Genomic DNA, 25,778 nt, shown 5'->3' on the forward strand with positions numbered 1-25,778 from the left:
TCAGTCCTCCTGCGGAACGCCGAGCAGGTCGCGCACCTCGGCCACCAGCGTGACGGAGCCTGCGACGATCACGCCGCCGAACTGATCGCCCTCGGTCTCGGAGAGGTCCACGGCCGCCTGGATCGCATCGGGCAGGCTGCCTTGTTCGACGACACGGTCGTCGTCGCCGAACACGTCGCGGGCGAGGTCGGCGAGCTCGTCGGTGGCGATGGCGCGCGGTGAGGACGACTGGGTGATGACCACGCTGTCCAGCACGGATTCGAGGACGCCGAGGATCTCTTCGGCGTCCTTCTCGGCCAGGATCCCGACGACGCCGACGGTGCGGGTGAAGCGGAAGTTCTCACGGATGGTCTCGACCAGGGTGAGGGCGCCGGCGGGGTTGTGGGCGGCGTCCAGCAGGATCGTCGGCGACTGCCGCACGACCTCGGCGCGCCCGGGCGAGGTGATCGAGGACAGGGCGTCGGTGAGCATGTCCTTGTCCAGGACGGTGCCGCCGTCGCCCAGCAGCGCCTCCGCCGCGGACACCGCGAGCAGGGCGTTGCGCGCCTGGTGCTCGCCGAGGAGGGAGAGGAAGACCTCCTCGTAGCGCCCCGCGATGCCCTGCAGGCTCAGCATCTGCCCGCCGACGCCGGGGGTCCGGGCGAGCACGCCGATCTGCTGGTCCTCGATCGCCGCGTCGGCCCCGAGCTCGGCAATCCGGTCGCGCAGCACGTCGGCGGCGTCCTCGTAGGGCTGGGAGGCGATGACCGCGGTGGCCTCGGCGGTGAGGATCCCGGCCTTCTCCCCCGCGATCTCGGCGATGGTCTCCCCCAGGTACTCCTGGTGGTCCAGCGAGATCGGGGTGATGACCGTGACGTCGGGCCGGACCACACCGGTCGCGTCCCAGGTGCCGCCGAGGCCGGTCTCGACCACGGCGACGTCCACCGGAGCGGAGGCGAAGGCCTGGAAGCTCATGGCGGTGAGGTACTCGAAGTAGGTCAGCGGCACTCCCCCGGCGGCCTCCGATTCGGCGTCGACGATCGCCGCGAACGGCTCGACGTCCCGGTAGGCCTGGAGGAAGCCCTCCTCGTCGATCGGGGCTCCGTCGATCGCGATCCGTTCGACGGGTGAGTGCAGGTGCGGGCTGGTGGTGCGCCCGGTGCGCAGCCCGGCCTCCCGCAGGATCCGCTCCAGGATCCGCGCCGTGGTGGTCTTGCCGTTGGTGCCGGCGATGCGGATCGAGCGGTAGGCGTGCTGGGGGTCGCCCATCAGCTCCATCACCCGCATGATCCGCGAGAGGTCCGGTTCGATCCGGTTCTCGGGGGCGCGCTCGAGCAGCGCCGCGTAGACCTCACGGAGCTCGGGCGACATGACCGGGCGGGACGTACCCGGGCGGGGAGAACTCGGCACAGCGGCTCCTGGGATCTGCGGGGCGTACGGGGCGCCGATCAGTGTACGAGGGACCGCTGTGATGGTTCCTCCCCAGCGTGCGGCTGTCCACCTCGATGGCGCCGCCGCGGGCGGGAGCATCTGCCCGCTCATAGCCTCGATCCGACGGCCGGCGCGGCCAGCGCGGTCCCGGAGAGGCGAGGGGAGGCAGTGCGATGTCCCACGCGGTCGCGTTCCGGGGGATGGATCCACAGCGGGCCCGCGCCCACGGCGACAGGCTGCGCTCGGCGTCCGAGGATCTTGCCGAGCTCCGCGGGCGGCTGGATCCGGTGGTGGCGAGGGTCGGCTGGGTCGGCCCGGATGCCGATGTCCTCCGCGCGCGATGGAGCGATCTGGCCTCGGGGCGGCTCACTCAGCTGGGCACGGATCTGCTCTCGCTCTCCGGCATGCTGATGGCCGAAGCCGCCCGGCAGGATGCCGCCTCCGCGGCGGGGGCTGCCGAAGCCGCCGGGCGGCCGCAGCCGTTGCCCGGCCACGACGGCCACGACGACCGCGATGGCACCGACGGGTCCGGCTACCTGACCCGGGACGATCCGCGGTTGCCCGACTGGCTCGAGGAGCCCTTCGAGGGTGCCGCGTCGGACCTCGCGGGCGTCGTCTCCGACGCGATCGGGTGGGGCGTCGACCAGGCGCTGGAGGGAGCAGGGTGGGCGGCCGGCCGGCTGGGCCTGGACCCCGACGGTCTCGAGCAGGCCCACCGGGACAGCGACGCCCTCGGCGGCCTGCTGGAGGACTGGGCCACCGGGGAGCGCGTGCCGACGATCGCCGAGCTGGGCGCGAGCACGCTCCTGGCCGCCGGCTCCACCGCCATCGCGCCCGCCGAGCTGCTGACCGAGACCGGGCTCCTCGATCCGAGGACGGATGTCACCGTGCACGGCGTCCGCGCGGTCCCTCATCTCTCGACGCCGCGGGACCTCGCCGATCTGATCGTCGCGAACGATGAGGCGCGGCGGTCGGGCGTCGTCGGGGTGGCGGCCGGCGGGTACGACGGCACGAGCTCGGGGCAGGTGCGCATCCAGACCGTCCGGGCGGCGGACGGGGGCGAGGCCTACATCGTCCATGCGCCGCCGACCGGCGGGGAGCCCATCTGGGACCCGCAGGCGTGGGGTCCCCAGGGCAATTCCGCCGGCTGGGACTCGAACCTGCGGTCCATGGCCGGGCAGGAGTCCGCAGCGATGGCGGACGTCAGGGCCGCGATGGAGGCGACCGGGGTGCCGCCCGGCGCGGACGTCCTGTTCGTCGGCCACTCCCAGGGCGGGCTCACGGCCGCGCAGCTCGCGGCGGACCCCGCGTTCAACAGCACCAGTGGCCGGCCCGGCTCCTACGACGTCACCCACATCTTCTCGGTGGGCTCCCCGGTCGAGACGGTCGTGCCGGCCCGGGCAGCCACCGAGGTGGTCAATGTGGCGCACAACCCGGTGTGGGCGCCGACGCCCCAGGTGTCCGGGTTCCCCTCGCCCGGGTACGCGCCGATCCACATCGCCGATCCGGTGCCGCGGCTGGATCTGGACGGGCACAGGGTCGACGGCAGCCGCGTCGCTGCGCCGAACGTCCACGACGCCTGGCTCGATGCGCCGCAGCAGACGTATGGCGAGTCCTCACAGATCACCAACGCGCACGAGTCCGTGCTGCGAACGTCCCACGGCATCGATCCGACCGGCGGCTACTTCGGCTCCGTGCGCCACAGCATCGACAGCAACCCGGTCCTGGCCCGGCTGCAGGCCGATCTCGAGGGGCGCTACGTCGGCGAGGGGGTGGTCGTGGTCTCGGACCAGGTCGTCGAGGTCGGCCGGGAGGACATGCGCTGAGCGGCGTTCTCCGTCCGGACCGGTCAGTCCACGCTCATCCGGTACACGAAGGCGGCCATCGCGTCCCGGGCGATGGGCCTCAGCGGGCGGTACGTGCCGTCCGGCCAGCCGGTGGTGATGCCCTCCGCGTCGGCCCACGTGATCTCCCGGTAGAAGATCGAGGAGTCCCGGGTGACGTCGGTCAGCGAGGAGGAGGCGGGCGCGGTGAACGCCGGGGACCCCGAGGCGCGGTAGAGGAAGGCCGCCATGGCGTCACGGGCCACGGGCTGCAGCGGGCGGTAGGTGCCGTCCGGCCAGCCGGTCGTGATGCCTTCGGACTCCGCCCAGGTGATCTCCTTGTAGAAGATCGACGTCTTCGCGCTGACGTCGGTGAACGGGGACTTCTCCGGCGGGGTGAACTCCGGGGAGCCGGCGGCGCGGTAGAGGAAGGCGGCCATGGCGTCGCGGGCGATGGGCTCCAGCGGGCGGTATGTGCCGTCGGACCAGCCGGTGGACAGCCCGGTGTGCTTCATCCACGCGATCTCGGTGAAGAAGATCGAGCTGCCGTAGGGCACGTCGGTGAAGGGTGCGACCGGATCCTTGCTCCACGTTGCAGAAATCGGGTGCCGATCCGCCGGGGCTCCCGTGGGCGAGCCGAACCACAGCGAGAAGTTGCGGAAGAAGTTCCGGTTGCCGTAGGTCGCGCAGACGTCATCGGCGACCGCCCCGGCCCCGGCATCGAGGGTGGCCTGGGTTGGCGTGAAGGGCGTGTAGTTGTACAGCGCAGCGGTGGCACGGTTGGCGATCTTCACCTCGCCGTAGCCGCAGAAGGCATACGGGCTGTACTGGATGTCGTAGGTCTTGCCCGCCTGGTACCGGTAGTTGCGGGCGGGGTCGCCGTACTCCTGCAGCCGGGAGGTGCCGTGGTAGATCTGCTGGGCGAATCCGCCGAAAGCCGGGTCGCAGCCGTCGAAGTCGGGACAGCGGAAGCCCAGCGCCTGCTGGAGCTGGCGGGGCGTCGCGTTCCTTGTCGTGATCAGTCCTTGTTCCTTCTGGAGCATCACGAGGATCACCTGGGGGTTCACGCCGCAGGCGCGGGCGACGTCGGCGATGATGCGGCCGGCGGTGGCGTTCCGCGCCGCGGGGATCGCCGCGCAGTACGCGGTCGCGTCCCGTCGCGGCGTGTCCGCCGTGAAGTTCTTCAGGCAGGCCGCGCCGTCCGTGCCGTCAATGCACTTCTCCCCCCGCTCCTCGAGGAAGGCATCGACCTCCGCTCCGGTCATCGACTCGAAGTCGAACATCCTCGTGTTCGTGATGAGGGATCCCGGCGAGAAGCCTCCCAGGCCCGGCGGCGGAGACTCGGCGCGAGCCGACGGGGCGCCGGCGAGCACGACGCCCACGAGCAGGGCCAGGGTAAGGACGAGGAGCGCCGGCGAGCGCCGACGAACTCGAGCGCGAACCGGGACGGACAGGACCGGCGCGAGGGGGCGCGACGAGGAAGAGGCGAGAACCATCGTGATCTCCGAGGTCAGGGATCCCGGGGATGGATCCGTGCTCAGCATAGGGCGGCGCGGCGGTTACGCATCTTCGCTCTGACCAGCTGATGCCGACTTGCAACCCAGACGCCACGCCGAATTCACCGGCTCGGGCGCCTGGCCTGCAGGAAGCGTGGCCCTGCCGTGAGGCCATGAGCGGACCTGGAGAAGCGCCACACCGGGCCGGGACGGCGAACAGCTCGCCCACCGCCCCGGCCCGGTGCGGCCTCAGGCGCGTGCCACGGACACCGTGACGGTGCCCCCGGAGACCGTCTCGCTCGCGCTGTGCGCGCCCTCGGCAGCGGCGGCCGGCACCGCGAGATCCACGGCGAGCACCTCCGCGGCCACCAGGTCCCGGTGCGCGGCGACCGCGGAGGTCACCGCCTCGTCGCCGTCCACGGTCAGGCGGATCCGGTCGGAGACGTCCAGGCCCGCCTCTCGGCGGGCGGACTGGATCGCCCGGACCACGTCGCGGGCGGTGCCCTCGGCCTCCAGCTCGGGGCTGACCCGCGTATCGAGGGCGAGGAAGTCCCCGCCGCGCAGCACGCCGACCACGCGCCCCTCCATGGCCGAGGTCTCCCCCGCGACCAGGTCCAGGGAGTACTCCCCGTCTTCCAGGGCGATGCCGCCGGAGGTGACCCGGCCGGTCTCGTCCACGGACCAGTCGCCGCTCTTGGATCCCTTGATCACGGCCTGGACCTGCTTGCCCAGGCGCGGTCCGGCGGCGCGGGCGTTGACGACGAGGCGCTGCTCGACGCCCATCCCCTGGGCCTCCTCGCTGGTGACGTCCAGCAGGCGCACGTGCTTGACGTTCAGCTCGTCGGCGATGAGCGCGGCGAACGGCTCGAGCGAGGCTGGGTCGTGGTGGACCACGGTGAGCTCCGCGAGCGGCAGCCGGGCCCGCAGCTGCTCCTTCTTGCGCAGCGAGTTGCCGACGCTGGCGATGTGGCGGACGTCGTCCATCTGCGCGACGAGGTGCTCGTCCCGCAGGAACAGGGCGTCATCGGGCCAGTCGGTCAGGTGCACGGAGCGCCCGCCGGTCAGCTGCTTCCAGATCTCCTCGGTGACCATGGGAAGCAGCGGTGCGGTGACCCGGCACAGGGCCTCCAGGCAGGTCGAGAGCACATCGATGGCCTGCGCGTCGCCCTCCCAGAACCGGTCGCGGGAGCGGCGCACGTACCAGTTGGTGAGCATGTCCAGGTAGTCCTGGATCTGCTCGGCGGCGTCGGCGATCGCCAGCGCGGTCAGCGACCCCTTGACCCCGCGCACCAGATCGCCGGTACGGGCCAGCAGGTAGCGGTCCATGACGTCGTCGGAGTCATAGCGCGCCTGTCCCCGGTACCCCGCCGGCCGCCCGTCGGCGTCCTTGTCCCCGGCGGCATTGGCGTACAGCGCCAGGAAGTACCAGACGTTCCACAGCGGCAGCACCACATGGCGGGTGGCGTCGCGGATCTTGGGCTCGTCGACGATGAGGTTCCCGCCACGCAGGATCGGCGAGGACATGAGGAACCAGCGCATCGCGTCGGCCCCGTAGGTCGAGTACATCTCGCGCACGTCGGGGTAGTTGCGCAGCGACTTGGACATCTTCTGCCCGTCCTCGCCGAGCACGATGCCGTGGCAGATCACGCTGGAGAACGCGGGCCGGTCGAACAGCGCGGTGGAGAGGACGTGCATGGTGTAGAACCAGCCGCGGGTCTGCCCGATGTACTCCACGATGAAGTCCGCCGGGTTGTGGGACTCGAACCACTCGGCGTTCTCGAAGGGGTAATGCACCTGGGCGTACGGCATCGACCCGGAGTCGAACCAGACGTCGAACACCTCGCTCACGCGGCGCATCGTCGAGCGGCCGGTGGGGTCGTCCGGGTTCGGCCGGGTGAGCTCGTCGATGTAGGGACGGTGGAGGTTCACCTCGCCGTGCTCGTCGCGCGGCAGGGTGCCGAAGGCCTCCTCGAGCTCGGCGAGCGAGCCGTAGACCTCGGTGCGCGGGTAGTTCGCGTCATCGCTCTTCCACACCGGGATCGGCGAGCCCCAGTACCGGTTGCGGGAGATCGCCCAGTCCCGGGCGCCCTCGAGCCACCGGCCGAACTGGCCGTCCTTGACGTTGCCCGGCACCCAGTCGATCTGCTCGTTCAGTTCGAGCATGCGCTCGCGCTGGTCGGCGACCTTCACGTACCAGGAGCTGACGGCCTTGTAGATCAGCGGGGTCCGGCAGCGCCAGCAGTGCGGGTAGGAGTGGACGTAGCTGGTCTCGCGCAGCAGGCGGCCGGCGCGCTGGAGGTTGCGGATCAGGGGCCGGTTCGCCTCGAACACCTGCAGCCCGGCGATCTCGTCGAGGTCGGTGCCGGCGAAGTAGTCCAGGAACTGCGCACCGTCGTCGACGGAGACGATGACCGGGATGCCGTATTCGGCGTTGACCTGCTGGTCGATCTCGCCGTAGGCGGTGGCCTGGTGGACCACGCCGGTGCCGTCGTCGGTGGAGACGTAGTCGGCGACGGTGACGATCCAGGCGTTCTGGGTACCCCAGCGCTCCCGGTCCTCGGAGTAGACGGTCCACAGCGGCTCGTAGGTGACGTGCTCCAGCTCGCGACCGGTGAAGCGGCGCTCCTCGATCGCCGCGACGGCGGCGTCGGCGTCCTCGTAGCCGAGCTCCTTGGCGTGCGCGCCCACCAGGTCGGCGGCCAGCAGGAAGCGTCCCTCGCCGGCGGCGGTCCCGTCGGCCGCGCCGAGCGGGCCGGCCGGCACCACGGCGTAGTCCAGCTCGGGGCCGACGGCGAGGGAGAAGTTCGTCGGCAGGGTCCAGGGGGTGGTGGTCCAGGCCAGGGCCTTCACGCCCGCCAGTGCCAGCTCCTCGGCCCGCTCCCCGGTGAAGGGGAACGTCACGGTCACGGTCTGGTCCTGACGCTCCTGGTAGACGTCCTCGTCCATGCGCAGCTCGTGCGCACTCAGCGGCGTCTGGTCCTTCCAGCAGTACGGCAGCACGTAGTAGCCCTCGTACGCCCGGCCGCGGTCGTGGAGGGTCTTGAAGGCCCACAGCACGGATTCCATGTAGGACACGTCGAGGGTCTTGTAATCGTTCTCGAAGTCCACCCAGCGGGCCTGGCGGGTGACGTAGTCCTCCCACTCCTTGGTGTACTTCAGCACCGAGTTCCGGGCGGCGTTGTTGAACGCCTGCAGCCCCATCTCCTCGATCTCGGACTTCTCGGTCATCCCCAGCTCGCGCATCGCCTCGAGCTCGGCGGGCAGGCCGTGGGTGTCCCAGCCGAAGCGGCGGTCGACCTTGTAGCCGCACATGGTGCGGAAGCGCGGGATGACGTCCTTGACGAAGCCGGTCAGCAGGTGGCCGTAGTGCGGCAGGCCGTTGGCGAAGGGCGGCCCGTCGTAGAAGACGAACTCCTCAGAGCCCTCGCGCTGGGCGATCGAGGCGCGGAAGGTGTCGTCGGCCCGCCAGAACTCCTGGACGGAGTTCTCGAGCGCAGGCAGATTCACAGAGGGGACGAGCGGGCCTCCGGTGACCGGGTAGACCATGGGGCGGACCTCCGAGGGGAGAACTGGGGACGGCGGCTGGGACATCTCGCTGTCCGAGGACGCTGCCGGCCGGAGCCGGTGGCGCGGTACCACCCCGGTTGACGCCCTGCGCCGGCCGACGGCCGACGGGACGTCCCCTCGTTCCTCAGCTGTGACGGGCTGGTCCCGGCGGGTTCTACTGGGCCCGCGCCCGCGTGCGGGCGGCCGGGCGGTTCTTCCCGCGGCTCTCCGGTGATGGCCGGGTCGATGCCGATGGCGGCCAGTGTACGCGGCGCCTGCGGACCGGTCACGCGGCGGCGAGGGCAGGAGATGCGGATGACACGGCGACTCGGCCCACGGCGGAACCGGGTCCCGGCGCCGCGGGGCACAGAGAAACCGCGCCGCGTGCACAGCCGCAGTTCAGGTCGAGGCCATGGGATGGGCCCATCGGCAAATCGCCGGCAGGTCCCTGAAGGAGGAACCGACATGGAGGACGAGTCACGCCCTGCGCATCGTCCGCGCCCCTCGTCGCACATCCCTGGGGCGGAGGAGTGCGCGGGACTGCCCGAGGGCACCTTCTCCGAGGCCGGGAGCGCTGCGGCCCATCGCGGCCTGCGCGACCGGGCCACTGCCGGTGCCGCAGCCCTCGGCGCCACCGCCATGCTGGTCCTCAGCTTCGGTCCGGCCGCGCTCGCCCTGAGCCCGTCGGCCCCGACCACCGGTGCAACCGGCTCGACCGGTCACGGCGACCGGGCCTCCGTCGCCTCGCCCACCCCCGGCTCCGCGGCAGCCCCCGCACCGCCCCGATCCCAGGAGGACGACGAGGAGGACGGTCACGGCGAGGGCCAGGAGGGGAACGCCGCCTGAGCCCGCCATGCTGAGACAGGGCTCACGCTGGGCGGCCGGTCCTGTTCGCCTGAGCCGCCGGCGTGGGATATTGGTGGGCGCGTTCCCGCCGACGTCACAGATCCCGGGCGTCGGGACGATCCAGCTTGGAGGAGCACCCATGTCGCTGTTCGGAGAGCCCTTCACCGCCAAGTGCCTGAAGTCGGGCATGACGGTCGAGGTCCAGGAAGGGCAATCCCTCCTGCAAGCGCTGCTCGACGCCGGCATCCCGATGGACTATTCCTGCGAGGGCGGCGTGTGCGGCACCTGCGTGGTCCCCCTGGTCTCCGGCGAGGTGGAGCACATGGACGAGTTCCTCATGGACGACGAGAAGGATGATCAGATGATCACCTGCGTCTCCCGTGGCGAGGGCGAGATCGAGATCGACGTCTGAGCGCTCGCTCGTCACAGTCGCGGCCCGGCCACCACCCAGGTCAGGCCCACCAGCGCCATCAGTCCCGCTGCCGAGGCCACGGCGAGCGGCACGGTGATGCTCGGGCCCGCCACCAGCAGCCAGAGGACCCCGACCGCCGCCAGCCCCAGCAGCAGCACGAACAGGACCGGTCGGCCGGCGGCGGGCTTGCCGCCGCGGTGCCGGGACGAGGGGTCGTCGGGGTGCGTCATCGCCATCATGGCGTCCTGTCCGCTCGGAGCTGTGGTCACCGCCGGGCGGGTGCGCCCGGCGATGCTCCGATCCTCGCTCCGCGGGCCGCTCCCGCACATCCCGCCAGCGGTGGAGATCCCTCTCCCCCTTTGGTCGTAGGCGGCGCGCCGACCGGGCTGCGCCGGGCTACCGCAGTGCGCCCTGGCCGGAGGAATCCTGCGCGGCGAGCTGGGCGAACGCGCCACCGCGGGCGACCAGCTCCGCGAAGGTGCCGCGCTCGATGATCTCGCCGTGGGACATGACGAGGATCTGATCGGCGTCGCGGACGGTCGAGAGCCGATGGGCGATCGAGACCGTGGTGCGCCCGCGGGCGAGAGCGCCGAGCGCCCCGGACATCGCCCGCTCGGTGGCGACGTCGAGCGCGGAGGTCGCCTCGTCCAGCAGCAGCACCGGCGGGTCGCGGAGGATGGCGCGGGCCAGCGCGAGACGCTGCTTCTCGCCGCCGGAGAACCGGTACCCGCGCTCGCCCACCACGGTGGCGTACCCGTCGGGCAGGCCCGCGATGTGCTCGTGGATCTGGGCGATCCGGCAGGCGCGCTCGAGATCCTCGTCCTGGGCGTCCGGCCGGGCGAAGCGCAGGTTCTCCGCGACGGTCGCGTGCAGCAGGTAGGTCTCCTGGGTGACCACCCCGAGGCTCTCGGCGAGCGATTCGCGGGCGACCTGGCGGAGGTCGTGACCGTCCAGGGTGATGCGACCGGAATCGGGGTCGTAGAGGCGGGCCATGAGATATCCGGTGGTGGTCTTGCCGGATCCGGTGGTGCCCACCACGGCCGTGTGCTTCCCGGCGGGGACGACGAGGTCCAGGCCCCGCAGCGCCGGTTCGTCCGCCTCGGGGTAGGCGAACGAGACGTTCTCGAAGCGGATCTCGCCGCGCACCCGGGCCACGTCGAGCCGGACGGCATCGGGGGCGTCGTCGACGGTGACCGGGATGTCGAGGTATTCGAAGACGCGGGTGAACAGGGCGAGGGAGCTGTTGATCTGGGTGGCGACCCGCAGCAGGCCGTTGATCTGGGGGAACAGGCTGGACTGCAGGGCGATGAAGGCGACCAGGGTGCCGATGGTGACGCCCCCTCCCCCGGAGTCGCGGAACAGCAGATGGCCGCCGACGAAGTAGGTCAGCGCCGGGAACAGGGCCATGACGGTGGTGAACACGGCCATCTGCCAGCGGCCGGCCATCTCGGAGCGCACCTCGAGGTCGGCGAGCTCGCGCGAGTCCGCGGTGAAGGCCTCCGTCAGCGCCTGCGAGCGCCCCATCGTCAGCCCCAGCAGCACGCCGGAGACGGACAGCGACTCCTGGATGCCCGCGGAGAGATCCGCGGCCTTCTCCTGCCGGGTGCGGACGATGACCCGCCGGCGGCGCCCCACCCGCCGGTTCATCCACACCGCCAGCGGCAGCGCGATGAGCGAGAACAGAGTCAGCCGCCAGTCCAGCGCCACCATCGCGACCAGAGCCATCACCACGCCGGCGCCGGCGGAGACGATCTGGGTCATGACCGTGGTGACCACGGCCTGCATGGATCCGATGTCCGAGGAGATGCGGGACTGGATCTCTCCCGTGCGGGTACGGGTGAAGAAACCCAAGCCCAGACGCTGCAGGTGCCCGTACAGGGAGACGCGCAGGTCGTGCATGACGGCCTGGCCCACGCGCGTGGACAGCATCGCCTGGGTGACGCCGAGGGCGCTGGAGACGATGGTGACGGCGACCAGGCCGCCGACGGCCCAGGCCAGGAGGTCCGCGCGCTGCTCGGGCAGGGCGACGTCGACGATCTCGCGGATCAGGAACGGGGAGACGACCCCGGCGGCCGCCGCGATCGCGATCAGGGCCAGCACGGCGAGCAGGGTGCCGCGGTAGGGGCGGAACAGGGCGAGCACCCGGCGCAGGTCCGGCCGCTCCGTCCGGTGGTCTGCGACCCGGGCCGCGGGAGGCCCGGCCCCGTGGGCCATCAGACTCCCTGGTGCCGGGCGACCCGGTGCGCGGCGGCCTGGGCGAGGGGGCGCACGGTGACCAGGTCGAGATTGACGTGGTGGGGGGCGCTGAGGGCGTAGGCGATGACGTCGGCGCAGTCCTGGGCCGTCAGCGGGTTCTCGACGCCCTCGTAGACCTTGTCGGCCGCGTCCCGGTCACCGAGCCGCACCAGGGAGAACTCCTCGGTGCGGACCATTCCCGGGGCCACCTCGATCACGCGCACCTTCTCCCCGTTCAGCTCCAGACGCAGGGTACGGGCGAGCATGTGCTCGCCGGCCTTGGCGGCGTTGTAGCCGGAGCCGCCGGGGTAGGCCTCGTGGGCGGCCACCGAGGTCACGAACAGCACGTCACCGCGGCCGCTCGCACGCACCGCGGGCAGCAGCGCCCGGGTGACCCGCAGGGCGCCGAGCACGTTGGACTCGTACATCCCCTGCCACTTCTCCAGATCCGCCTCGGCGACCGGATCGACGCCGAGGGCGCCGCCGGCGACGTGGACGATCGAGTTCAGGGTGCCGCCGAAGAGGTCCTCGACGCGGGCGGCCAGCGCCGCCACGGAGTCGTCGTCGGTGACGTCGACGGCGAGGATCTCGCAGCCGGTCTCGGCGGCGAGCTCGCGGAGCTTCTCCTCGCGTCGGGCGACGGCGAGCACGCGCCACCCGTCGGCGGCCAGGCGGGTGGCGGTGGCGCGGCCGATGCCGGAGGAGGCACCGGTGACGACGGCGGTCAGCGGCGCTGTGCCGGGCGCGGAGGTCTCGGATGCTGCGGCGGCGGAAGTCATGGCTCCGAGCATACGATCCCCGCCGCCCCGGGCGGCGGGCTCACCACGCGGATTCGTGGTCGCTGCGGTGGTCCTCCGGCTCGATCTGCAGCGTGCAGTGCTCCAGCCCGTGGCGGTCACGCAGCAGCACCTCGGCCTCGTCGAGCACCCCGTGGGGGTCGCAGCCGTGGTCGATGCGCAGGTGAGCGGTCGCCACGTCCATCCCCGAGGTGAGCGTCCACAGGTGCAGGTCGTGCACCTCGCTCACGCCCGCGACCCCGGCCAGGTCCTCCTCGACCTCGGCGGGGACCAGGTGCCGGGGGGTCGTCTGGGCGAGCACGCCGAGAACCTCGCGGCCCAGAATCACCGCCCGCACGGCGACGAAGACGCCGATCGCCAGGGCGACGACCGTGTCCGCGAGCGTCGATCCGGTCAGCGCCACCAGCACGGCCGCGATCACCACACCGAGGGAGCCGACCGTGTCGGCGAGGACCTCGAGGTAGGCACCCTTGACGTTCAGGCTCTCCTGCGCACCCTTGGCCAGCAGCCGCATCACCACGAGGTTCACCGCGAGGCCGAGCAGCCCGACCACGAGCATCACCCCCGTGCCGACGCTCGTCGCCTCGCCGATCCGGCCGAGCGCCTCGATGATCACCCAGGCGGCGACGGCCAGCATGACCAGCACGGCGAGCAGCGAGGCGAAGACCTCCACCCGGTACAGGCCGAAGCTGCGGCGCCCGCTGCGATCGGGACGGCCCGCGATCACGGTCGCCCCGAGCGCGGCCGACAGGACCAGGACGTCGGCCGCCATGTGCCCGGCGTCGGACAGCAGCGCGAGCGAGCCCGAGACCAGCGCGGCGATCAGTTCGACCAGGAAGAACGCGCCGACCAGCACCGCGGCGAGCGCGAGGCGCGAGCGGTGGCGGCCGCCGGCGCTCAGCGCCTCATGGGCGGATCCGTGGGAGTGCGAGTGCCCCGCAGCCATCAGCTGTGCCCCTCGCGTTCGGGATGGGCGGCCTCGGTGTGCGCGGTGTGGGCCACCGCGAGATCGAGCAGCATCCGCACGTGCGGATCATCGAGCCGGTAGAAGACGCGGCGCCCGTCGCGCCGCGGGGCGACGACGCGATGGGCGCGCAGCAGCTTCAGGGCGTGCGAGGTCGAGGAGTCGGACTGCCCGGTCACCGCGGCCAGGTCGTGCACGCACAGCTCCCCGTCCAGGAGGGCGAGCAGCATCGCCAGCCGGTTCGGCTCGCCGAGCAGGGAGAAGACGTCCGCGGTGTCGGCCACGTCTGCGTCGGCGGGCATGCGCTCACGGGCGAGCGCGACCCGCCCCGGGTCGACCAGGTCATCACCGGGATCGTCGCCGACCCGCGACGACACCTGCACATCTGATGACATTTTCATATGAGAAGGCTACGTGCGACTGAGGGGACCGTCAACGGGAGCGGCGGTCAGACCCCGTGCATCTCCGGACGCGGCGCACTCTCGGCCGTCTGCGGGAGGCGACCTGTGCGCAGCCGGGCCATGAGCGCGGCGATGGCGCCGTCACCGGTGACGTTGGTGGCGGTGCCGAAGGAGTCGATCGCGATGTAGGCGGCGATCATCAGGCCGACGGCGGCTTCGCTGAAGCCGAGCACGGAGGACAGCACGCCCGCGGCCGCCATGATCGCGCCGCCGGGGACCCCGGGAGCGGCGATCATCACCACGCCGAGCATGGCGACGAAGCCGATCAGGGCGCCGACGTCCAGGGGCGTGCCGGTGACGATCATGATGGCCACGGCGAAGGTGGTGATCTTCAGGGTGGAGCCGGCGAGGTGGATGGTCGCGCACAGCGGCACGACGAAGTCGGCGATCGCGGCGGGGACCCCGTTGCGCTTGGTGCACTCGATGGTCACCGGGATGGTCGCCGCCGAGGAGCTGGTGCCCAGCGCGGTCGCGTAGGCCGGCGCCATCGTCCACAGCATGCGCAGCGGGTTGCGGCCGCTCGCCCAGCCCGCGAGGGAGAACTGGGCCAGCAGCACCACCACGGTCATCGCCAGCACCAGCAGCACGACGGCCAGGAAGGTGCCGATCACCGTCCAGATCTGGCCGTTCATGGTCAGCCCGAGGAACATGCCGAAGATGAACAGCGGCAGCAGCGGGATGATGATCGCCTCGATGGTGCGGACGACGATCGTGCGCAGCTGCTCGAAGGACTCCTGCAGCGCACCGCGCGGGACCAGGGTGAGCCCGATGCCGAGGCAGAACGCGAGGATCAGGGCGGTCATCACCTCGAACACCGGCGGGATCTCGAGACTGAAGTACGGAGCGATCGCGGAGTCCTCGGGGTTCTCCAGCGTGGCGACCTCCGCGCCGCCGATCAGTCGCGGCAGCACGAGCAGGGAGACGGCGAGGGCGAACATCCCGCACAGCAGGGTGGAGAGGTAGGCGATGCCCGCGGTGGCGGCGAGCATCCGTCCCGCCCCGCGCCCGAGCTCCGCGATGGCCGGGGTCACCAGGCCCACGATGATCAGCGGGATGAGGAACTCCAGGAACGCGGAGAAGAGACCGTTGAAGGTCGTGAACACGCGGGCGATCGCCTCGGGCATGACCAGGCCCAGGAGTACGCCGAGCATGATCGCGACGACGATCCGGGGCAGCAGCCCGAGACGCCGCCGGGCGCGGGACAGGGCGGGAGGATCGTCGTCCGTCCGCCCGGTGGCGGTTCCGGGACGGGCGGACTCAGCAGCGGTGCTCATGGGGATCATCCGGTTCGATCGAAGGAACGAGAACCGGGACAGCGTAGTAGCGGGCCGCACCAATCGCGTCGAACCACGCCGAACCCCTTGTGACCGCCGACACGGCCCCCTAGTATCGCGCGAGTGTCTGCTTACGGGAGGATCGCCGCCGCCTCCTTCCGGCAGTACTCGACGTACCGGATGGCGACCGCCGCGGGCGTCTTCACCAACACCGTCTTCGGATTCATCCGGGCCTCGATCATGTTCGCGGCGATCACCTCGGCGGGCGGCGAGCTCAGCGGGTACAGCATCGCCCAGGCGGCCACCTACGTCTGGCTCGGCCAGGCGCTGCTCGCCCCCATCGAGGCCTTCGGCACGCGGGAGGTCTCCCAGCGGGTCCACCAGGGTGAGGTCGCCGTCGACCTGCTGCGCCCGACGTCGTTCCTGGGACTGTACTACGCGCAGAAGCTCGGCCGCTCGGGCTTCCTGCTGCTGGGGCGCGGGGTCCCGCCGCTGGCCGTCGGCGCGATCGTCACGGGTCTCGCCCTTCCCGAGGAGCCGAGCTCCTACCTGCTGGGGGCGCTGTCGCTGCTGCTGGCCATCACCCTCGCCTTCCTGGCGGACATGATGGTGAACCTGACGGCGTTCTGGCTGCTGGAGATCCGTGGGCTGAGCGTCGTCTACACCACCGTGATGAACCTGCTGTCCGGGTTCCTCATCCCCATCGTGTGGTTCCCGGACTGGCTGCTGGCCATCGCCCGGGCCACGCCGTTCCCCTCGATGATCCAGACCCCGATCGACACGCTCTCGGGCCGGGTGCCGCCCGCCGAAGCGGTCGGGATGGTCGGCGTGCAGGTGCTGTGGGTGGCAGCGCTCCTCGGCGCCGCCTACCTGATGCTGCGGGCCGGCGTGCGCAGTGTGGAGGTCCAGGGTGGCTGAGACGTCCCGCACCCCGCGCACAGACCGTCCCGTCTCCACGGCCCGGATGGTCGCGACCCTGTACGGATCACGGATCCGTTCGCAGGCCACGTTCCGCACCAGCTTCGCCTCCGACATCGCGGGGCAGGTTCTGGTCGTGGCCACGGAGTTCCTCGAGCTGTGGGTGATCCTCGCCCAGGTCGGCACCCTCGGCGGCATGGACCTCGCCCAGGTCGCCGTGGTCTACGGGCTCGGCGCCCTCGCCTTCGGCCTGGCGGACATGTTCTTCGGCGAGATCGACGGACTCTCCGCCTCGATCCGCTCCGGGAAGCTCGAGACGCTGCTGATCCGCCCGGTGCCGATGCTGCTGCAGATCTCCAGCCTCGACCTCTCCCTGCGACGCCTGGGCCGGATCCTCGTGGGCCTGGCGATGTACGTCGTCGCCCTGAGCCTCGCCGGGTTCCAGCCCAGCGCCACCGGAGTGATGCTGGCGATCCTGGCTCCGCTCGCCGGGGCGCTGCTGTTCGGCGCGCTGTTCACGATGGCCGGAGCCCTGCAGTTCTGGCTGGTCGACGGGCGCGAGTTCGCCAACGCCTTCACCTACGGCGGCAACTACGTCGCCACCACGCCCGGCGCCGTGTTCGCCCTGCCGATGCGCGCCTTCTTCACCTTCGTCATCCCGGCGACCCTGGTCGCCTACGCCCCCACCCTCGCGCTGCTGGACCTGCCCGGTCCCCAGCTGGTCCCGCAGTGGGCCGGCTGGATGGGTCTGCCCGCCGCGATCCTCGCCTGGATCGTCGCCGGCCTGCTCTGGCGCGCCGGGGTCCGCAGATACACAGGAGCCGGCGGATGAATCTCCCCCAGTCCACACCCGAGCCCCCGCAGCCCGACAGCGCGCGTGGTCGCCCCGATCCGGCCGCCTGGCTCACGAACCTGCGCCGCGACTACGTCGTGCGCGCTCCCGTGCCCGGTTCCCGGCGCCGCCGGCGCCAGGTGGTCCGGGCGGTCGATGACATCAGCCTGCGCATCGACCGCGGCGAGTCCGTGGGGTTCGTCGGCGCGAACGGCGCCGGCAAGTCCACGACGATCAAGATGATGACCGGGATCCTGCAGCCGACGTCGGGATCGCTGCGCGTGCTGGGCCGCGACCCGGTGCCCGAGCGGCGTCGGCTCACCCGGGAGATCGGCGTCGTGTTCGGCCAGCGCTCGCAGCTGTGGTGGGATCTGCCGCTGCGCGAGAGCTATACGATCCTGGGCTCGATGCACCGCCTCACCGACCGTCAGCGCGAGGCGCGACTGGAGAGGCTCGTCGACGGGCTCGACCTCGGCGGCTTCCTCGGCCGGCCGGTGCGGCAGCTGTCGCTGGGACAGCGGATGCGGGGCGAGGTGGCCGCCGCTCTGCTCCACTCCCCCGACCTGGTGGTGCTCGACGAGCCGACGATCGGGCTGGACATGGTCTCGAAGGAAGGGCTGCGCCGCTTCCTGCGCACCGACCGCGAAGAGCGCGGCACCACCCTGTTCCTGACCACGCACGACATGGGCGACGTGGAGCGGCTGTGCGAGCGGATCGTGGTGGTCAACTCCGGCACGGTCGCCTACGACGGTCCGCTGGACTCGTTCCGCGAGCACCTCGGGGCACCGCGCGAGCTGATCGTGGATCTCGCCGAGCCGGTGGCCGGGCTCGACCTGCCGCGCGGGGCCGAGAAGCTGGCGGTGGAGGCCGACGGGATCCGCCACCGCATCCGGTTCTCCGGCACGGAGCTGACGGTCCCGGCCCTGCTGTCCGCGATCAATGCCCAGGCCGAGGTGCGTGACCTCTCCCTGACCGAGCCGGCCATCGAGGATCTGGTGCGGCAGATCTATGCCCGTGGCGGGGTCGGCTAGAAACCGCATGGCCGACGCACGGGACACGAATCCCGGAAGCTGACACCGAGATGCGATCCGTATATTTTCCTGCATTTTCCCGCGCCCGCGGGCTGTCGCGACATTCCTGGTGAACCCTCACGGCACGGGTCGCGGGAGAGAAGCACGAATTCGCGAGCAGACCGTGATGTGACAGGCGCGCAGACGGAGCGAAAATCACTCCGGTCCTCCCCACCGACCACTCGTCCACAAATCTCCGCACATCCCCGATAGCTCTTTCGCGCAATGGCCACAACAGGTACGCTAGAAGCTACACCGACACGAAAGCCGTTACACACTCTCCCAGGCATTCGACGAGGGCGCGGCAGAGCATTGTGAAACTCTTTCGGTGCGCAAGCGACACGCATTCACGGCAGGGCCACGATCGGAGAGGAGCTGACATGGGCGGCGAGCTGCAGGACCCGGCGCCGGCACTGCTCGACGCCCTCGAGCCTCCTGCAGCGGACCCGGACCGGCCCATCCCGGTGTGGTCCGTGAGGGCGCGCAAACCGCTCACCGACGAGCGGATCATCGCCGCAGCTGACGCCGAGCCGGACACCGACCAGGCTGATCGAGTGCTGCACCTCCACCGGCGCATGCAGTACCGCACCCGCGCGTACGCCGCCCAGCTCGAGACGATGAGCGAGTTCTTCACCGAGGATCCCGATACCGCCGGGCGCCTGGACGACGCCTATGTCGCCGCACTGAAGATCGCCACCGCCATGCGCTGCTCCACCCGCAGAGCACAGGGCATGATCCGTGACGCGCACCTGGCGGTCGAGATCATGCCCGAGACCTTCTCCCGACTGGGTGAGGGCGACCTTCCGGAGGAGTGGCACCACCACCTGCTGCGGAAGGTCCGGCGCCTGGACGAGGAGCAGATCCGTCTGACCGACCACCACGTCGCGACGTGGGATCTCCCGTCGATCTCCCGCTCCCAGTTCGACCGTCACCTCTCCCACCTCATCGCCCTGATCACAGCCGACATGCCCACGCCTCCCCCACAGGCGCAGCGGAACGTCACCGTCGAGGTCGACGACCCTCAGTGCGGCACCGCGACGATGTCGATCACCGGCCCGATCCCGGAGATCGCGGCGCTCGCGAGGCGGCTGGACTCCTCCGCCCGCACCGTGCAGCAGGCCCAGCGCCACGCGCTGCGGGAGGACGGCGAGACCCCGGTCCCGTTCGACCTCGACGACGACGTCCGCGACCGGGGCAGAGCTCTGCCTCGCAGCGCGCTGCGGTACGCGATCCTCACCCGTTCCGTGCTGGACATCGACCCGGTCGAGGAGACGGCCCAGCCCGTCACGATCAACGTCACCGTGCCGGCCCTCACCCTGCTCGGAGCGACGGACGCGCCCGGCATGCTCGACGGCACGACTCCGATCCCCGCCGATCAGGCTCGGGCTCTGGCCGGTGAGACCGGCAGCACCTGGCACCGGATCCTCACCGATCCCGCGACCGGCGCCTACCTCCCCACCACGGCGACGACCTACAAGCCCAGTGCTCAGATGCGCGAACAGCTCCGCCTGCGCCATCCCGTCTGCGCCGCCCCCGGCTGCCACCGGCCCACGGCGCTCGCGGCCGAGGACGATCACATCGTCGAGTTCGACCACGGGCATCCCGCAGGGGGCGGGCAGACCACGCTCGTGAACCTCCACCGGCTCTGCTGGCGCCACCACCAGCTCAAGACGGCAGGCCGTATCGACCCGCAGCGCGATCCTGAGCGCGGTCCTGACCCCGGTACGGCTCCCCCGGGGCCGATCACGACGGACTGGGAGATCGACTCGGTGATCCGCACCCGCACCTGCGAGGACACCGACCTCGCCACCCCGCATCTCGTCGCCGCGCTGGATGTCGCCTGGCAGGCCCATCAGCGCCGCCGGGAGGATGTCGAGCGGCGAGTCCATGGCAGCAGCCGGCGCTCGGATCCCGAACCGCCCGCCGGGGATGCACCTGCCGACCTCCCACCGTTCTGAGCCGGTCGAGTCCGAGCAGGTCGACACGCCTGTCCTCTCTCCCTGCACTGATGCAGACTGTGGGCGGGCGATACTGTCCCACCATCGCGCACCGGGGAACCGCAGGTAAGGGAGGAACATGGCCCGCTCGTACGCCACTGTCGGACAGATGCTGACCTATGCCGTCGATCGGTCCGTGCCCGCCCCGGATCAGGAGGCCTGGTACGACGCGAACACGCGGGCCGAGGCCATCCTGCGCCACATGCTCGAGTTCGTCCTCATGTCGCCGAAGAGCCGCGAGGCGTTTCTGGGCACAGTCGCACGCACCGAGCACACCACCGGCAGCATCGCCGCCCCTCCCCGCCTCCGCAAGAAGGCCCCGGATCTGGTGGCCGAACTGCTGCCCAGCTCCACGAAGTCCGACGACGGCGCGCGCCTGGCCGTCGCGCTGCGCGTGGGCGGCGGCTTCAGCGCCAAGGAGCTGTGGGATCTGCGCCGAACCCTCGGCTCCTCTCCCCTCCACCTCCTCGTGGCCATCGCCCGGCACACGGAGGAGGACGTGCCCGAGGGCGTCGTGCTCACCACCTGGGAACAGCTGGGCACGGACCTGCCCAAGGCCGATTCGGGCCACGGGCATCTGTGGGAGACCATCGGCGAGATCGGGCAGAACGCGGGGCGACCGGTCGAGCAGTACCCGATCGATCCCAAGCGGCTGCTCACCAAGTCGCGGACAGCGCAGGAGTTCCGCGCCCACCTCGACGTGTTCCACCAGGCCAGCCGGACCCTGCTCGGCACGAGTCCGCACTTCTCCACCCGGCGAGGTCAGACCGACGCCCACCTGCAGGCCGGGGTGAGCCGCCTGCGGACAGGCCTGGAGTTCGGCGCGGTGGAGCAGGGCAGCCCGGTCCGCTTCGCCCGCACCGGCTCCACATCAGTCCCTCTCGGCATCGGCCGGCTCGAGACCGACGCCGACCGTGCGGCCGCGAAGGAGCGGCTGGGGACCATCCAGCGCCGCACGGCCTGGCGCAGCGAGACCGGCGACCTGCCCGCCCCGGGTGAGCTGATCGGCGCCGCCGCCTCCCCGGAGGTGGAGAGCGCGCGGCTGCTGCTGTGGGCCATCTTCAACCCCATGCTGCTGCGCGACCGCGGGTTCGACCTCGCCCCGGCCCGTCGGCAGCCGGCGTTGAGCGCGACCACCATGGGGCTGCGCCTGCTGTACCGCGGGGACGACTCCGGTGCCACCTATCGGATCTGGGTGGGCGGCAGCCGCGAGTGGGACAGCCTCATTCCTCGCGTCACCCGGGAGGAGAGCCCGGACCGGCCCACCGAGACGTACGCAGTCGCCCCGCGCAAGAGCCACTCCACCGCGGACTTCGTGTGGGAGGTCCACCGTGCGCTGCGCTCCCTGACCATCGCCTGACGCGCCCGCATGCGCGAAGATGAGGGTATGGATGCCCCTGTAATGCACGGTCAGTACAAGGTTCGTGGCGGCAAGCTGGTCTCCGCCGAGGTCACGGAGCGGGAGGGCCGCATCGCCACGGCCCACGTGTTCGGCGACTTCTTCCTCGAGCCGGACGACGCGCTCGAGGACATGAACGCGGCGCTGGTCGGCATGGAGACCGACGCCTCCGCCGCTGAGCTCACCGCTGCGCTCGATGCGCGTCTCGACGGGGTGGAGATGATCGGCTTCAGCACCGAGGCCGTGGCCATCGCCGTGCGCCGGGCGCTCGGGCACGCCTCCAGCTGGGATGACCTCACCTTCGACGTGATCGGCCCGGTGGCGATGGCTCCGGTGATGCACGTCGCCCTCGACGAGGTGCTGCCGCTCGAGGTGGCCGCCGGCCGGCGCGGCCCGCTGCTGCGGATCTGGGACTGGGACTCGCCCCTGGTGGTCATCGGCTCGTACCAGTCGGTGCGCAACGAGATCGACCCCGAGGGCGCCGCCCGCCACGGCATCGGCGTGGTGCGGCGCATCACCGGCGGCGGCGCGATGTTCATGGAGCAGGGCAACTGCATCACCTACTCCCTGGTCGTGCCCACCTCGCTGGTCGAGGGGCTGAGCTTCGAGCAGGCCTACGCCTACCTCGACGACTGGGTGATGGGGGCACTCGCCGAGATCGGCGTGCGGGCGCACTACGTGCCGCTGAACGACATCGCGTCCGAGCAGGGCAAGATCGGCGGGGCCGCCCAGCGCCGCTTCGCCGGCGGGGTGCTGCTGCACCACGTGACGATGTCCTACGACATCGACGCCGACAAGATGGGCGAGGTGCTCCGGATCGGCCGGGAGAAGATGTCCGACAAGGGCACCCGCAGCGCGAACAAGCGCGTGGACCCGATCCGCTCGCAGACCGGCATGGCCCGCGAGCAGATCATCGAGGGCTTCCTCGAGCACTTCCGCTCTCGCTACGACACCCGCGAGTCGGCCTACACCGAGGACGAGCTCGGCAAGGCCCGAGACCTGGTGGCCACCAAGTTCGGCACCGAGGAGTGGACCCACCGCGTGCCGTGACGCCGCCGAGGGGACGCGCACGCCACATGCTCCCGCGTTGCACTGGCCGGCAGACCTGGAACAATGAGCCCATGACCGATATCGCTCCGCGCCAGAACCCTGCCCTTCCCGATCGTCCCTCGCTCGAGGGCCTCGAGGAGAAGTGGGACGGCGTATGGAGTGAGCAGGAGCTGTACGCGTTCGATCCCGACACCACCCGCGAGCAGGTCTTCAGCGTCGACACCCCGCCGCCGACCGCGTCGGGCTCGCTGCACATCGGCCACGTGTTCGGCTACTCGCAGGCCGACATGATCGTGCGCTACCAGCGCATGCGCGGCAAGAACGTGTTCTACCCGCTGGGTTGGGACGACAACGGCCTGCCCACCGAGCGCCGGGTGCAGAACTACTTCGGGGTGCGCTGCGACCCCTCGCTGCCCTACGACCCGGACTTCACGCCTCCGCAGGAGGGCGGCGACAACAGGTCCTCCAAGGCCGCGAACCAGCTGCCGATCTCGCGCCGCAACTTCATCGAGCTGTGCGAGCGCCTCACCGAGGTCGATGAGAAGTCCTTCGAGGAGGTCTTCCGCACGCTCGGCCTGTCGGTGGACTGGAACCACAGCTACCAGACGATCGACGCTCGCTCCCGCGCCACCAGTCAGCGCGCCTTCCTCGAGAACCTCGAGAAGGGCCAGGCGTACCAGGCGGAGGCCCCCACCATGTGGGACGTCACCTACCGCACCGCCGTGGCCCAGGCCGAGCAGGAGGACCGCGACCGCGACGGCGCCTACCACCGCATCGGCTTCACCCGCACGAACGCGGCCGAGAAGGCAGACTCCACCGTCTATATCGAGACCACCCGCCCCGAACTGCTGCCGGCGTGCGTCGCCCTGGTCGCCCACCCCGACGACGAGCGCTACCAGGAGCTGCTGGGCACCACCGTCACCTCTCCCCTGTTCGGCGTCGAGGTCCCCGTGATGGCCCATCCCCTCGCCCAGATGGACAAGGGCGCGGGCATCGCCATGATCTGCACCTTCGGCGACGCCAACGACGTCACCTGGTGGCGCGAGCTCGAACTGCCCACCCGCAGCGTGATCGGCCGCGACGGCCGCTTCGTGGCCGAGGCCCCGTGGATCACCACCGACGAGGGCCGGGCGCGCTACGCCGAGCTGGCGGGCCTGACCGTCTTCAGCGCCCGGAAGAAGGTCGTCGAGATGGTCACCGAGACCGGTGACCTGGTCGGCGAGCCGAAGAAGATCTCCCACCCCGTGAAGTTCTACGAGAACGGCGACAAGCCGCTGGAGTACGTGACCTCCCGCCAGTGGTACCTCGCCAACGGTGGCCGCGACCAGTCCGGAGGCGGGCTGCGCGACGCCCTCATCGAGCGCGGCACCGAGCTGACGTGGCACCCGCCGTACATGGAGTCGCGCTACCGCAACTGGGTCGAGGGCCTCACCGGTGACTGGCTGATCTCCCGCCAGCGCTTCTTCGGCGTGCCCTTCCCCATCTGGTACGCCGTCGGCGCCGACGGCACGACCGACTACGAGACCGTGCTGACCCCGCCCGTCGACGCCCTGCCGATCGATCCCACGATCGATGTGCCCGAGGGCTACAGCGAGGACCAGCGGAACCAGCCCGGCGGCTTCGTCGCCGACCCCGATGTGCTCGACACCTGGGCCACCTCATCGCTCACCCCGCAGCTCGCCGGCGGCTGGAACACCGATCCGGAGCTGTTCTCGAAGGTGTACCCGATGGACCTGCGCCCGCAGGGCCACGACATCATCCGCACCTGGCTGTTCTCCACGGTCGTCCGCTCCCATCTGCAGCAGGACGCGCTGCCCTGGAAGCACGCCTCGATCAACGGCTGGATCCTGGACCCCGACCGCAAGAAGATGTCGAAATCCAAGGGCAACGTGGTCACCCCCATCGGGCTGCTGCACCAGCACGGCACCGACGGGGTGCGCTACTGGGCAGGCCGGGCCCGCCAGGGCGTGGACACCGCGTTCGACGAGGGTCAGATGAAGATCGGCCGACGGCTGGCGATCAAGGTCCTCAACGCCTCCAAGTTCGCCCTGGGATTCGGTGCCGCTCCGGCCGATCCCGCCGGCCGCCTGGCGGCGGACCCGTCGGCCCTCACCGATCCGCTGGACAAGGCGCTGCTGGCGAACCTCGCCCAGGTCGTGGAGCAGGCCACCGCGGCGTTCGAGGACATGGACTACGCCCGCAGCCTCGAGGCCGTGGAGCCCTTCTTCTGGGCCTTCTGCGACGACTACATCGAGCTGGTCAAGGAGCGCGCACACGGCAACGGGCCGACGGGTGAGGCCGGTGCCGCCTCGGCGCGCGCGGCGCTGGCGATCGCCCTGGACGTGCTGCTGCGCCTCTTCGCTCCGGTGATCGTGTTCGCCACCGAGGAGGTCTGGTCGTGGTGGCGCGACGGGAGCGTGCACACCCAGCCCTGGCCCGAGGCGGCTCCGCTGCGGGAGGCCTCCGCCGGTCAGGATGCCGCGCTGCTGGAGACGGTGGCCCAGGCCGCGATCTCGCTGCGCCGCCTGAAGTCCGATGCGAAGGTCTCGCAGAAGACGCCGATCCTTCGGGTGCGGCTGGTCGCCCCGCAGGCCGCGTCGACGCATCTCGAGGCGGCTTCGGCGGACCTCACGGCGCTGGGGCGGATCGAGGCACTCGAGCTGGAGGCCCGGGACGTCGAAGAGATCACCACCGAGGACGTCGAGCTCGGAGAGCCGCCGGTCAAGCAGAAGCAGAGCTGAGCGGCCGAGGCCCCGCGGGTCTGATGAGCACGGTACGGTCCACCACCAGCACGCGTCTGATGTGATTCGGCGCGCTGATGGTCGTTCTCGGGTTGTTCAGCGGGCTCTACGGCCTGGTGCACCTCGTACGCGGCTCCGTGCTCGCCGGGCTGGCGGTCCTCGCCCTCGGCGGAGTCATCGCCGTGGTGGGAATCGTCGTGCTCGTGATCGGGACCAGGACCTGTGCATGGGTCGGGCCCCGGTCGATCTCGTGGACCGCGGGGCTCGGCGCGCGCACCACGGTCGGGTGGGACCAGGTCGCCCGAGTGCTCGTGCCGGGACGCGGCGATCACGGTGATGCGGTCGCCCTGCAGCTGCACGACGGTCGGGTGCTGCCCGTCTCCCCGCTGCGCAAGACACAGGGCGCCGACGACAGCACCGGCCTCTCGCCGTGGTACCTCCGTGCAGGTGCCGCAGTGCAGCGGGCGCACCACGCCTGGAACGTCCAGCAGCCGCGGCGTTGAGCAG

At 71.1% G+C, this 25,778-nt stretch carries 20 protein-coding genes; 11 read left to right on the plus strand and 9 right to left on the minus strand.

Going from position 1 to position 25,778, the window contains the following annotated elements; all coding sequences use genetic code 11:
* Complete coding sequence (locus ACFQRD_RS01615) at positions 1–1,350, minus strand: bifunctional folylpolyglutamate synthase/dihydrofolate synthase (RefSeq protein WP_377020333.1); 1,350 nt, start codon at positions 1,348–1,350, stop codon at positions 1–3.
* A gap of 233 nt (positions 1,351–1,583) precedes the next feature.
* On the opposite strand from ACFQRD_RS01615, the gene ACFQRD_RS01620 reads away from it, so the two are divergent.
* Entirely contained in the window at positions 1,584–3,236 is a 1,653-nt protein-coding gene (locus ACFQRD_RS01620) for a hypothetical protein (RefSeq protein ID WP_377020332.1), read from the plus strand.
* Between the two features lie 23 nt (positions 3,237–3,259).
* On the opposite strand, the gene ACFQRD_RS01625 is transcribed toward ACFQRD_RS01620, so the two are convergent.
* On the minus strand, positions 3,260–4,615 hold the full coding sequence (locus ACFQRD_RS01625; RefSeq protein ID WP_377020331.1) for an S-layer homology domain-containing protein: 1,356 nt from the start codon (positions 4,613–4,615) through the stop codon (positions 3,260–3,262).
* Between the two features lie 363 nt (positions 4,616–4,978).
* On the minus strand, positions 4,979–8,275 hold the full coding sequence (ileS, locus tag ACFQRD_RS01630) for an isoleucine--tRNA ligase (protein WP_377803349.1): 3,297 nt from the start codon (positions 8,273–8,275) through the stop codon (positions 4,979–4,981).
* Between the two features lie 465 nt (positions 8,276–8,740).
* On the opposite strand from ileS, the gene ACFQRD_RS01635 reads away from it, so the two are divergent.
* A complete protein-coding gene (locus tag ACFQRD_RS01635) occupies positions 8,741–9,121 on the plus strand; it encodes a hypothetical protein (RefSeq protein ID WP_377803350.1) in 381 nt (126 codons plus the stop codon).
* A 139-nt stretch (positions 9,122–9,260) separates the two neighbouring features.
* Entirely contained in the window at positions 9,261–9,533 is a 273-nt protein-coding gene (locus ACFQRD_RS01640) for a 2Fe-2S iron-sulfur cluster-binding protein (protein WP_377020327.1), read from the plus strand.
* Between the two features lie 11 nt (positions 9,534–9,544).
* Here the strand turns inward: ACFQRD_RS01640 and ACFQRD_RS01645 are convergent, their stop codons facing one another.
* The 6 genes from ACFQRD_RS01645 to ACFQRD_RS01670 all read right to left on the minus strand — a co-directional run bounded on the left by ACFQRD_RS01645 (position 9,545) and on the right by ACFQRD_RS01670 (position 15,264).
* A complete protein-coding gene (locus ACFQRD_RS01645; protein ID WP_377020326.1) occupies positions 9,545–9,769 on the minus strand; it encodes a hypothetical protein in 225 nt (74 codons plus the stop codon).
* Positions 9,770–9,929: 160 nt separating this feature from the next.
* A complete protein-coding gene (locus ACFQRD_RS01650) occupies positions 9,930–11,747 on the minus strand; it encodes an ABC transporter ATP-binding protein (RefSeq protein ID WP_377020325.1) in 1,818 nt (605 codons plus the stop codon).
* Positions 11,747–12,547 (minus strand): SDR family oxidoreductase, encoded by an 801-nt coding sequence (locus tag ACFQRD_RS01655; protein ID WP_377020324.1) that lies wholly within the window; start codon positions 12,545–12,547, stop codon positions 11,747–11,749. Before ACFQRD_RS01655 ends, ACFQRD_RS01650 begins: the two co-directional genes overlap by 1 nt.
* A 40-nt stretch (positions 12,548–12,587) precedes the next feature.
* A complete protein-coding gene (locus ACFQRD_RS01660; protein WP_377020323.1) occupies positions 12,588–13,511 on the minus strand; it encodes a cation diffusion facilitator family transporter in 924 nt (307 codons plus the stop codon).
* Positions 13,511–13,930, minus strand: a complete 420-nt coding sequence (locus tag ACFQRD_RS01665; protein WP_377803351.1) for an ArsR/SmtB family transcription factor — start codon at positions 13,928–13,930, stop codon at positions 13,511–13,513. Before ACFQRD_RS01665 ends, ACFQRD_RS01660 begins: the two co-directional genes overlap by 1 nt.
* Positions 13,931–13,977: 47 nt before the next feature.
* Positions 13,978–15,264: a dicarboxylate/amino acid:cation symporter gene (locus ACFQRD_RS01670; protein ID WP_377803352.1), complete on the minus strand. Its 1,287-nt coding sequence runs from the start codon at positions 15,262–15,264 to the stop codon at positions 13,978–13,980.
* A gap of 123 nt (positions 15,265–15,387) precedes the next feature.
* Between ACFQRD_RS01670 and ACFQRD_RS01675 the strand changes: the two genes are divergently transcribed.
* From ACFQRD_RS01675 to ACFQRD_RS01710, 8 genes are all read left to right on the plus strand, one after another.
* Positions 15,388–16,182 (plus strand): ABC transporter permease, encoded by a 795-nt coding sequence (locus ACFQRD_RS01675; RefSeq protein WP_377020320.1) that lies wholly within the window; start codon positions 15,388–15,390, stop codon positions 16,180–16,182.
* Positions 16,175–17,014, plus strand: a complete 840-nt coding sequence (locus ACFQRD_RS01680) for an ABC transporter permease (protein ID WP_377020319.1) — start codon at positions 16,175–16,177, stop codon at positions 17,012–17,014. Before ACFQRD_RS01675 ends, ACFQRD_RS01680 begins: the two co-directional genes overlap by 8 nt.
* On the plus strand, positions 17,011–18,045 hold the full coding sequence (locus tag ACFQRD_RS01685) for an ATP-binding cassette domain-containing protein (RefSeq protein ID WP_377020318.1): 1,035 nt from the start codon (positions 17,011–17,013) through the stop codon (positions 18,043–18,045). Before ACFQRD_RS01680 ends, ACFQRD_RS01685 begins: the two co-directional genes overlap by 4 nt.
* Positions 18,046–18,464: 419 nt before the next feature.
* Positions 18,465–20,042, plus strand: coding sequence for an HNH endonuclease (locus tag ACFQRD_RS01690; RefSeq protein ID WP_377020317.1), 1,578 nt, complete (start codon positions 18,465–18,467; stop codon positions 20,040–20,042).
* Between the two features lie 118 nt (positions 20,043–20,160).
* The gene (locus tag ACFQRD_RS01695; protein ID WP_377020316.1) at positions 20,161–21,441 is read left to right on the plus strand and encodes a hypothetical protein; all 1,281 of its coding nucleotides are present in this window, start codon (positions 20,161–20,163) and stop codon (positions 21,439–21,441) included.
* Positions 21,442–21,483: 42 nt separating this feature from the next.
* Positions 21,484–22,530: a biotin/lipoate A/B protein ligase family protein gene (locus tag ACFQRD_RS01700; RefSeq protein WP_377020419.1), complete on the plus strand. Its 1,047-nt coding sequence runs from the start codon at positions 21,484–21,486 to the stop codon at positions 22,528–22,530.
* 71 nt (positions 22,531–22,601) lie between these two features.
* The gene (valS, locus tag ACFQRD_RS01705; protein WP_377803353.1) at positions 22,602–25,271 is read left to right on the plus strand and encodes a valine--tRNA ligase; all 2,670 of its coding nucleotides are present in this window, start codon (positions 22,602–22,604) and stop codon (positions 25,269–25,271) included.
* Positions 25,272–25,348: 77 nt separating this feature from the next.
* Positions 25,349–25,774 (plus strand): hypothetical protein, encoded by a 426-nt coding sequence (locus tag ACFQRD_RS01710; RefSeq protein ID WP_377803354.1) that lies wholly within the window; start codon positions 25,349–25,351, stop codon positions 25,772–25,774.
* The last annotated feature ends 4 nt before the right edge of the window (positions 25,775–25,778 follow it).

The organism is Brachybacterium sp. GCM10030268, assembly GCF_042666305.1.
Lineage (GTDB): Bacteria > Actinomycetota > Actinomycetes > Actinomycetales > Dermabacteraceae > Brachybacterium.

Coding starts and splice junctions, on each gene's coding strand:
- ACFQRD_RS01665 (WP_377803351.1), bottom strand. CDS start 13,930: ATGAAAATGTCATCAGATGTGCAGGTGTCGTCGCGGGTCGGCGACGAT.
- ileS (WP_377803349.1), bottom strand. CDS start 8,275: ATGGTCTACCCGGTCACCGGAGGCCCGCTCGTCCCCTCTGTGAATCTG.
- ACFQRD_RS01645 (WP_377020326.1), bottom strand. CDS start 9,769: ATGGCGATGACGCACCCCGACGACCCCTCGTCCCGGCACCGCGGCGGC.
- ACFQRD_RS01670 (WP_377803352.1), bottom strand. CDS start 15,264: ATGAGCACCGCTGCTGAGTCCGCCCGTCCCGGAACCGCCACCGGGCGG.
- ACFQRD_RS01700 (WP_377020419.1), top strand. CDS start 21,484: ATGCACGGTCAGTACAAGGTTCGTGGCGGCAAGCTGGTCTCCGCCGAG.
- ACFQRD_RS01650 (WP_377020325.1), bottom strand. CDS start 11,747: ATGGCCCACGGGGCCGGGCCTCCCGCGGCCCGGGTCGCAGACCACCGG.
- ACFQRD_RS01655 (WP_377020324.1), bottom strand. CDS start 12,547: ATGACTTCCGCCGCCGCAGCATCCGAGACCTCCGCGCCCGGCACAGCG.
- ACFQRD_RS01660 (WP_377020323.1), bottom strand. CDS start 13,511: ATGGCTGCGGGGCACTCGCACTCCCACGGATCCGCCCATGAGGCGCTG.
- ACFQRD_RS01640 (WP_377020327.1), top strand. CDS start 9,261: ATGTCGCTGTTCGGAGAGCCCTTCACCGCCAAGTGCCTGAAGTCGGGC.
- ACFQRD_RS01635 (WP_377803350.1), top strand. CDS start 8,741: ATGGAGGACGAGTCACGCCCTGCGCATCGTCCGCGCCCCTCGTCGCAC.
- ACFQRD_RS01710 (WP_377803354.1), top strand. CDS start 25,349: ATGGTCGTTCTCGGGTTGTTCAGCGGGCTCTACGGCCTGGTGCACCTC.
- ACFQRD_RS01615 (WP_377020333.1), bottom strand. CDS start 1,350: ATGTCGCCCGAGCTCCGTGAGGTCTACGCGGCGCTGCTCGAGCGCGCC.
- ACFQRD_RS01685 (WP_377020318.1), top strand. CDS start 17,011: ATGAATCTCCCCCAGTCCACACCCGAGCCCCCGCAGCCCGACAGCGCG.
- valS (WP_377803353.1), top strand. CDS start 22,602: ATGACCGATATCGCTCCGCGCCAGAACCCTGCCCTTCCCGATCGTCCC.
- ACFQRD_RS01690 (WP_377020317.1), top strand. CDS start 18,465: ATGGGCGGCGAGCTGCAGGACCCGGCGCCGGCACTGCTCGACGCCCTC.
- ACFQRD_RS01620 (WP_377020332.1), top strand. CDS start 1,584: ATGTCCCACGCGGTCGCGTTCCGGGGGATGGATCCACAGCGGGCCCGC.
- ACFQRD_RS01695 (WP_377020316.1), top strand. CDS start 20,161: ATGGCCCGCTCGTACGCCACTGTCGGACAGATGCTGACCTATGCCGTC.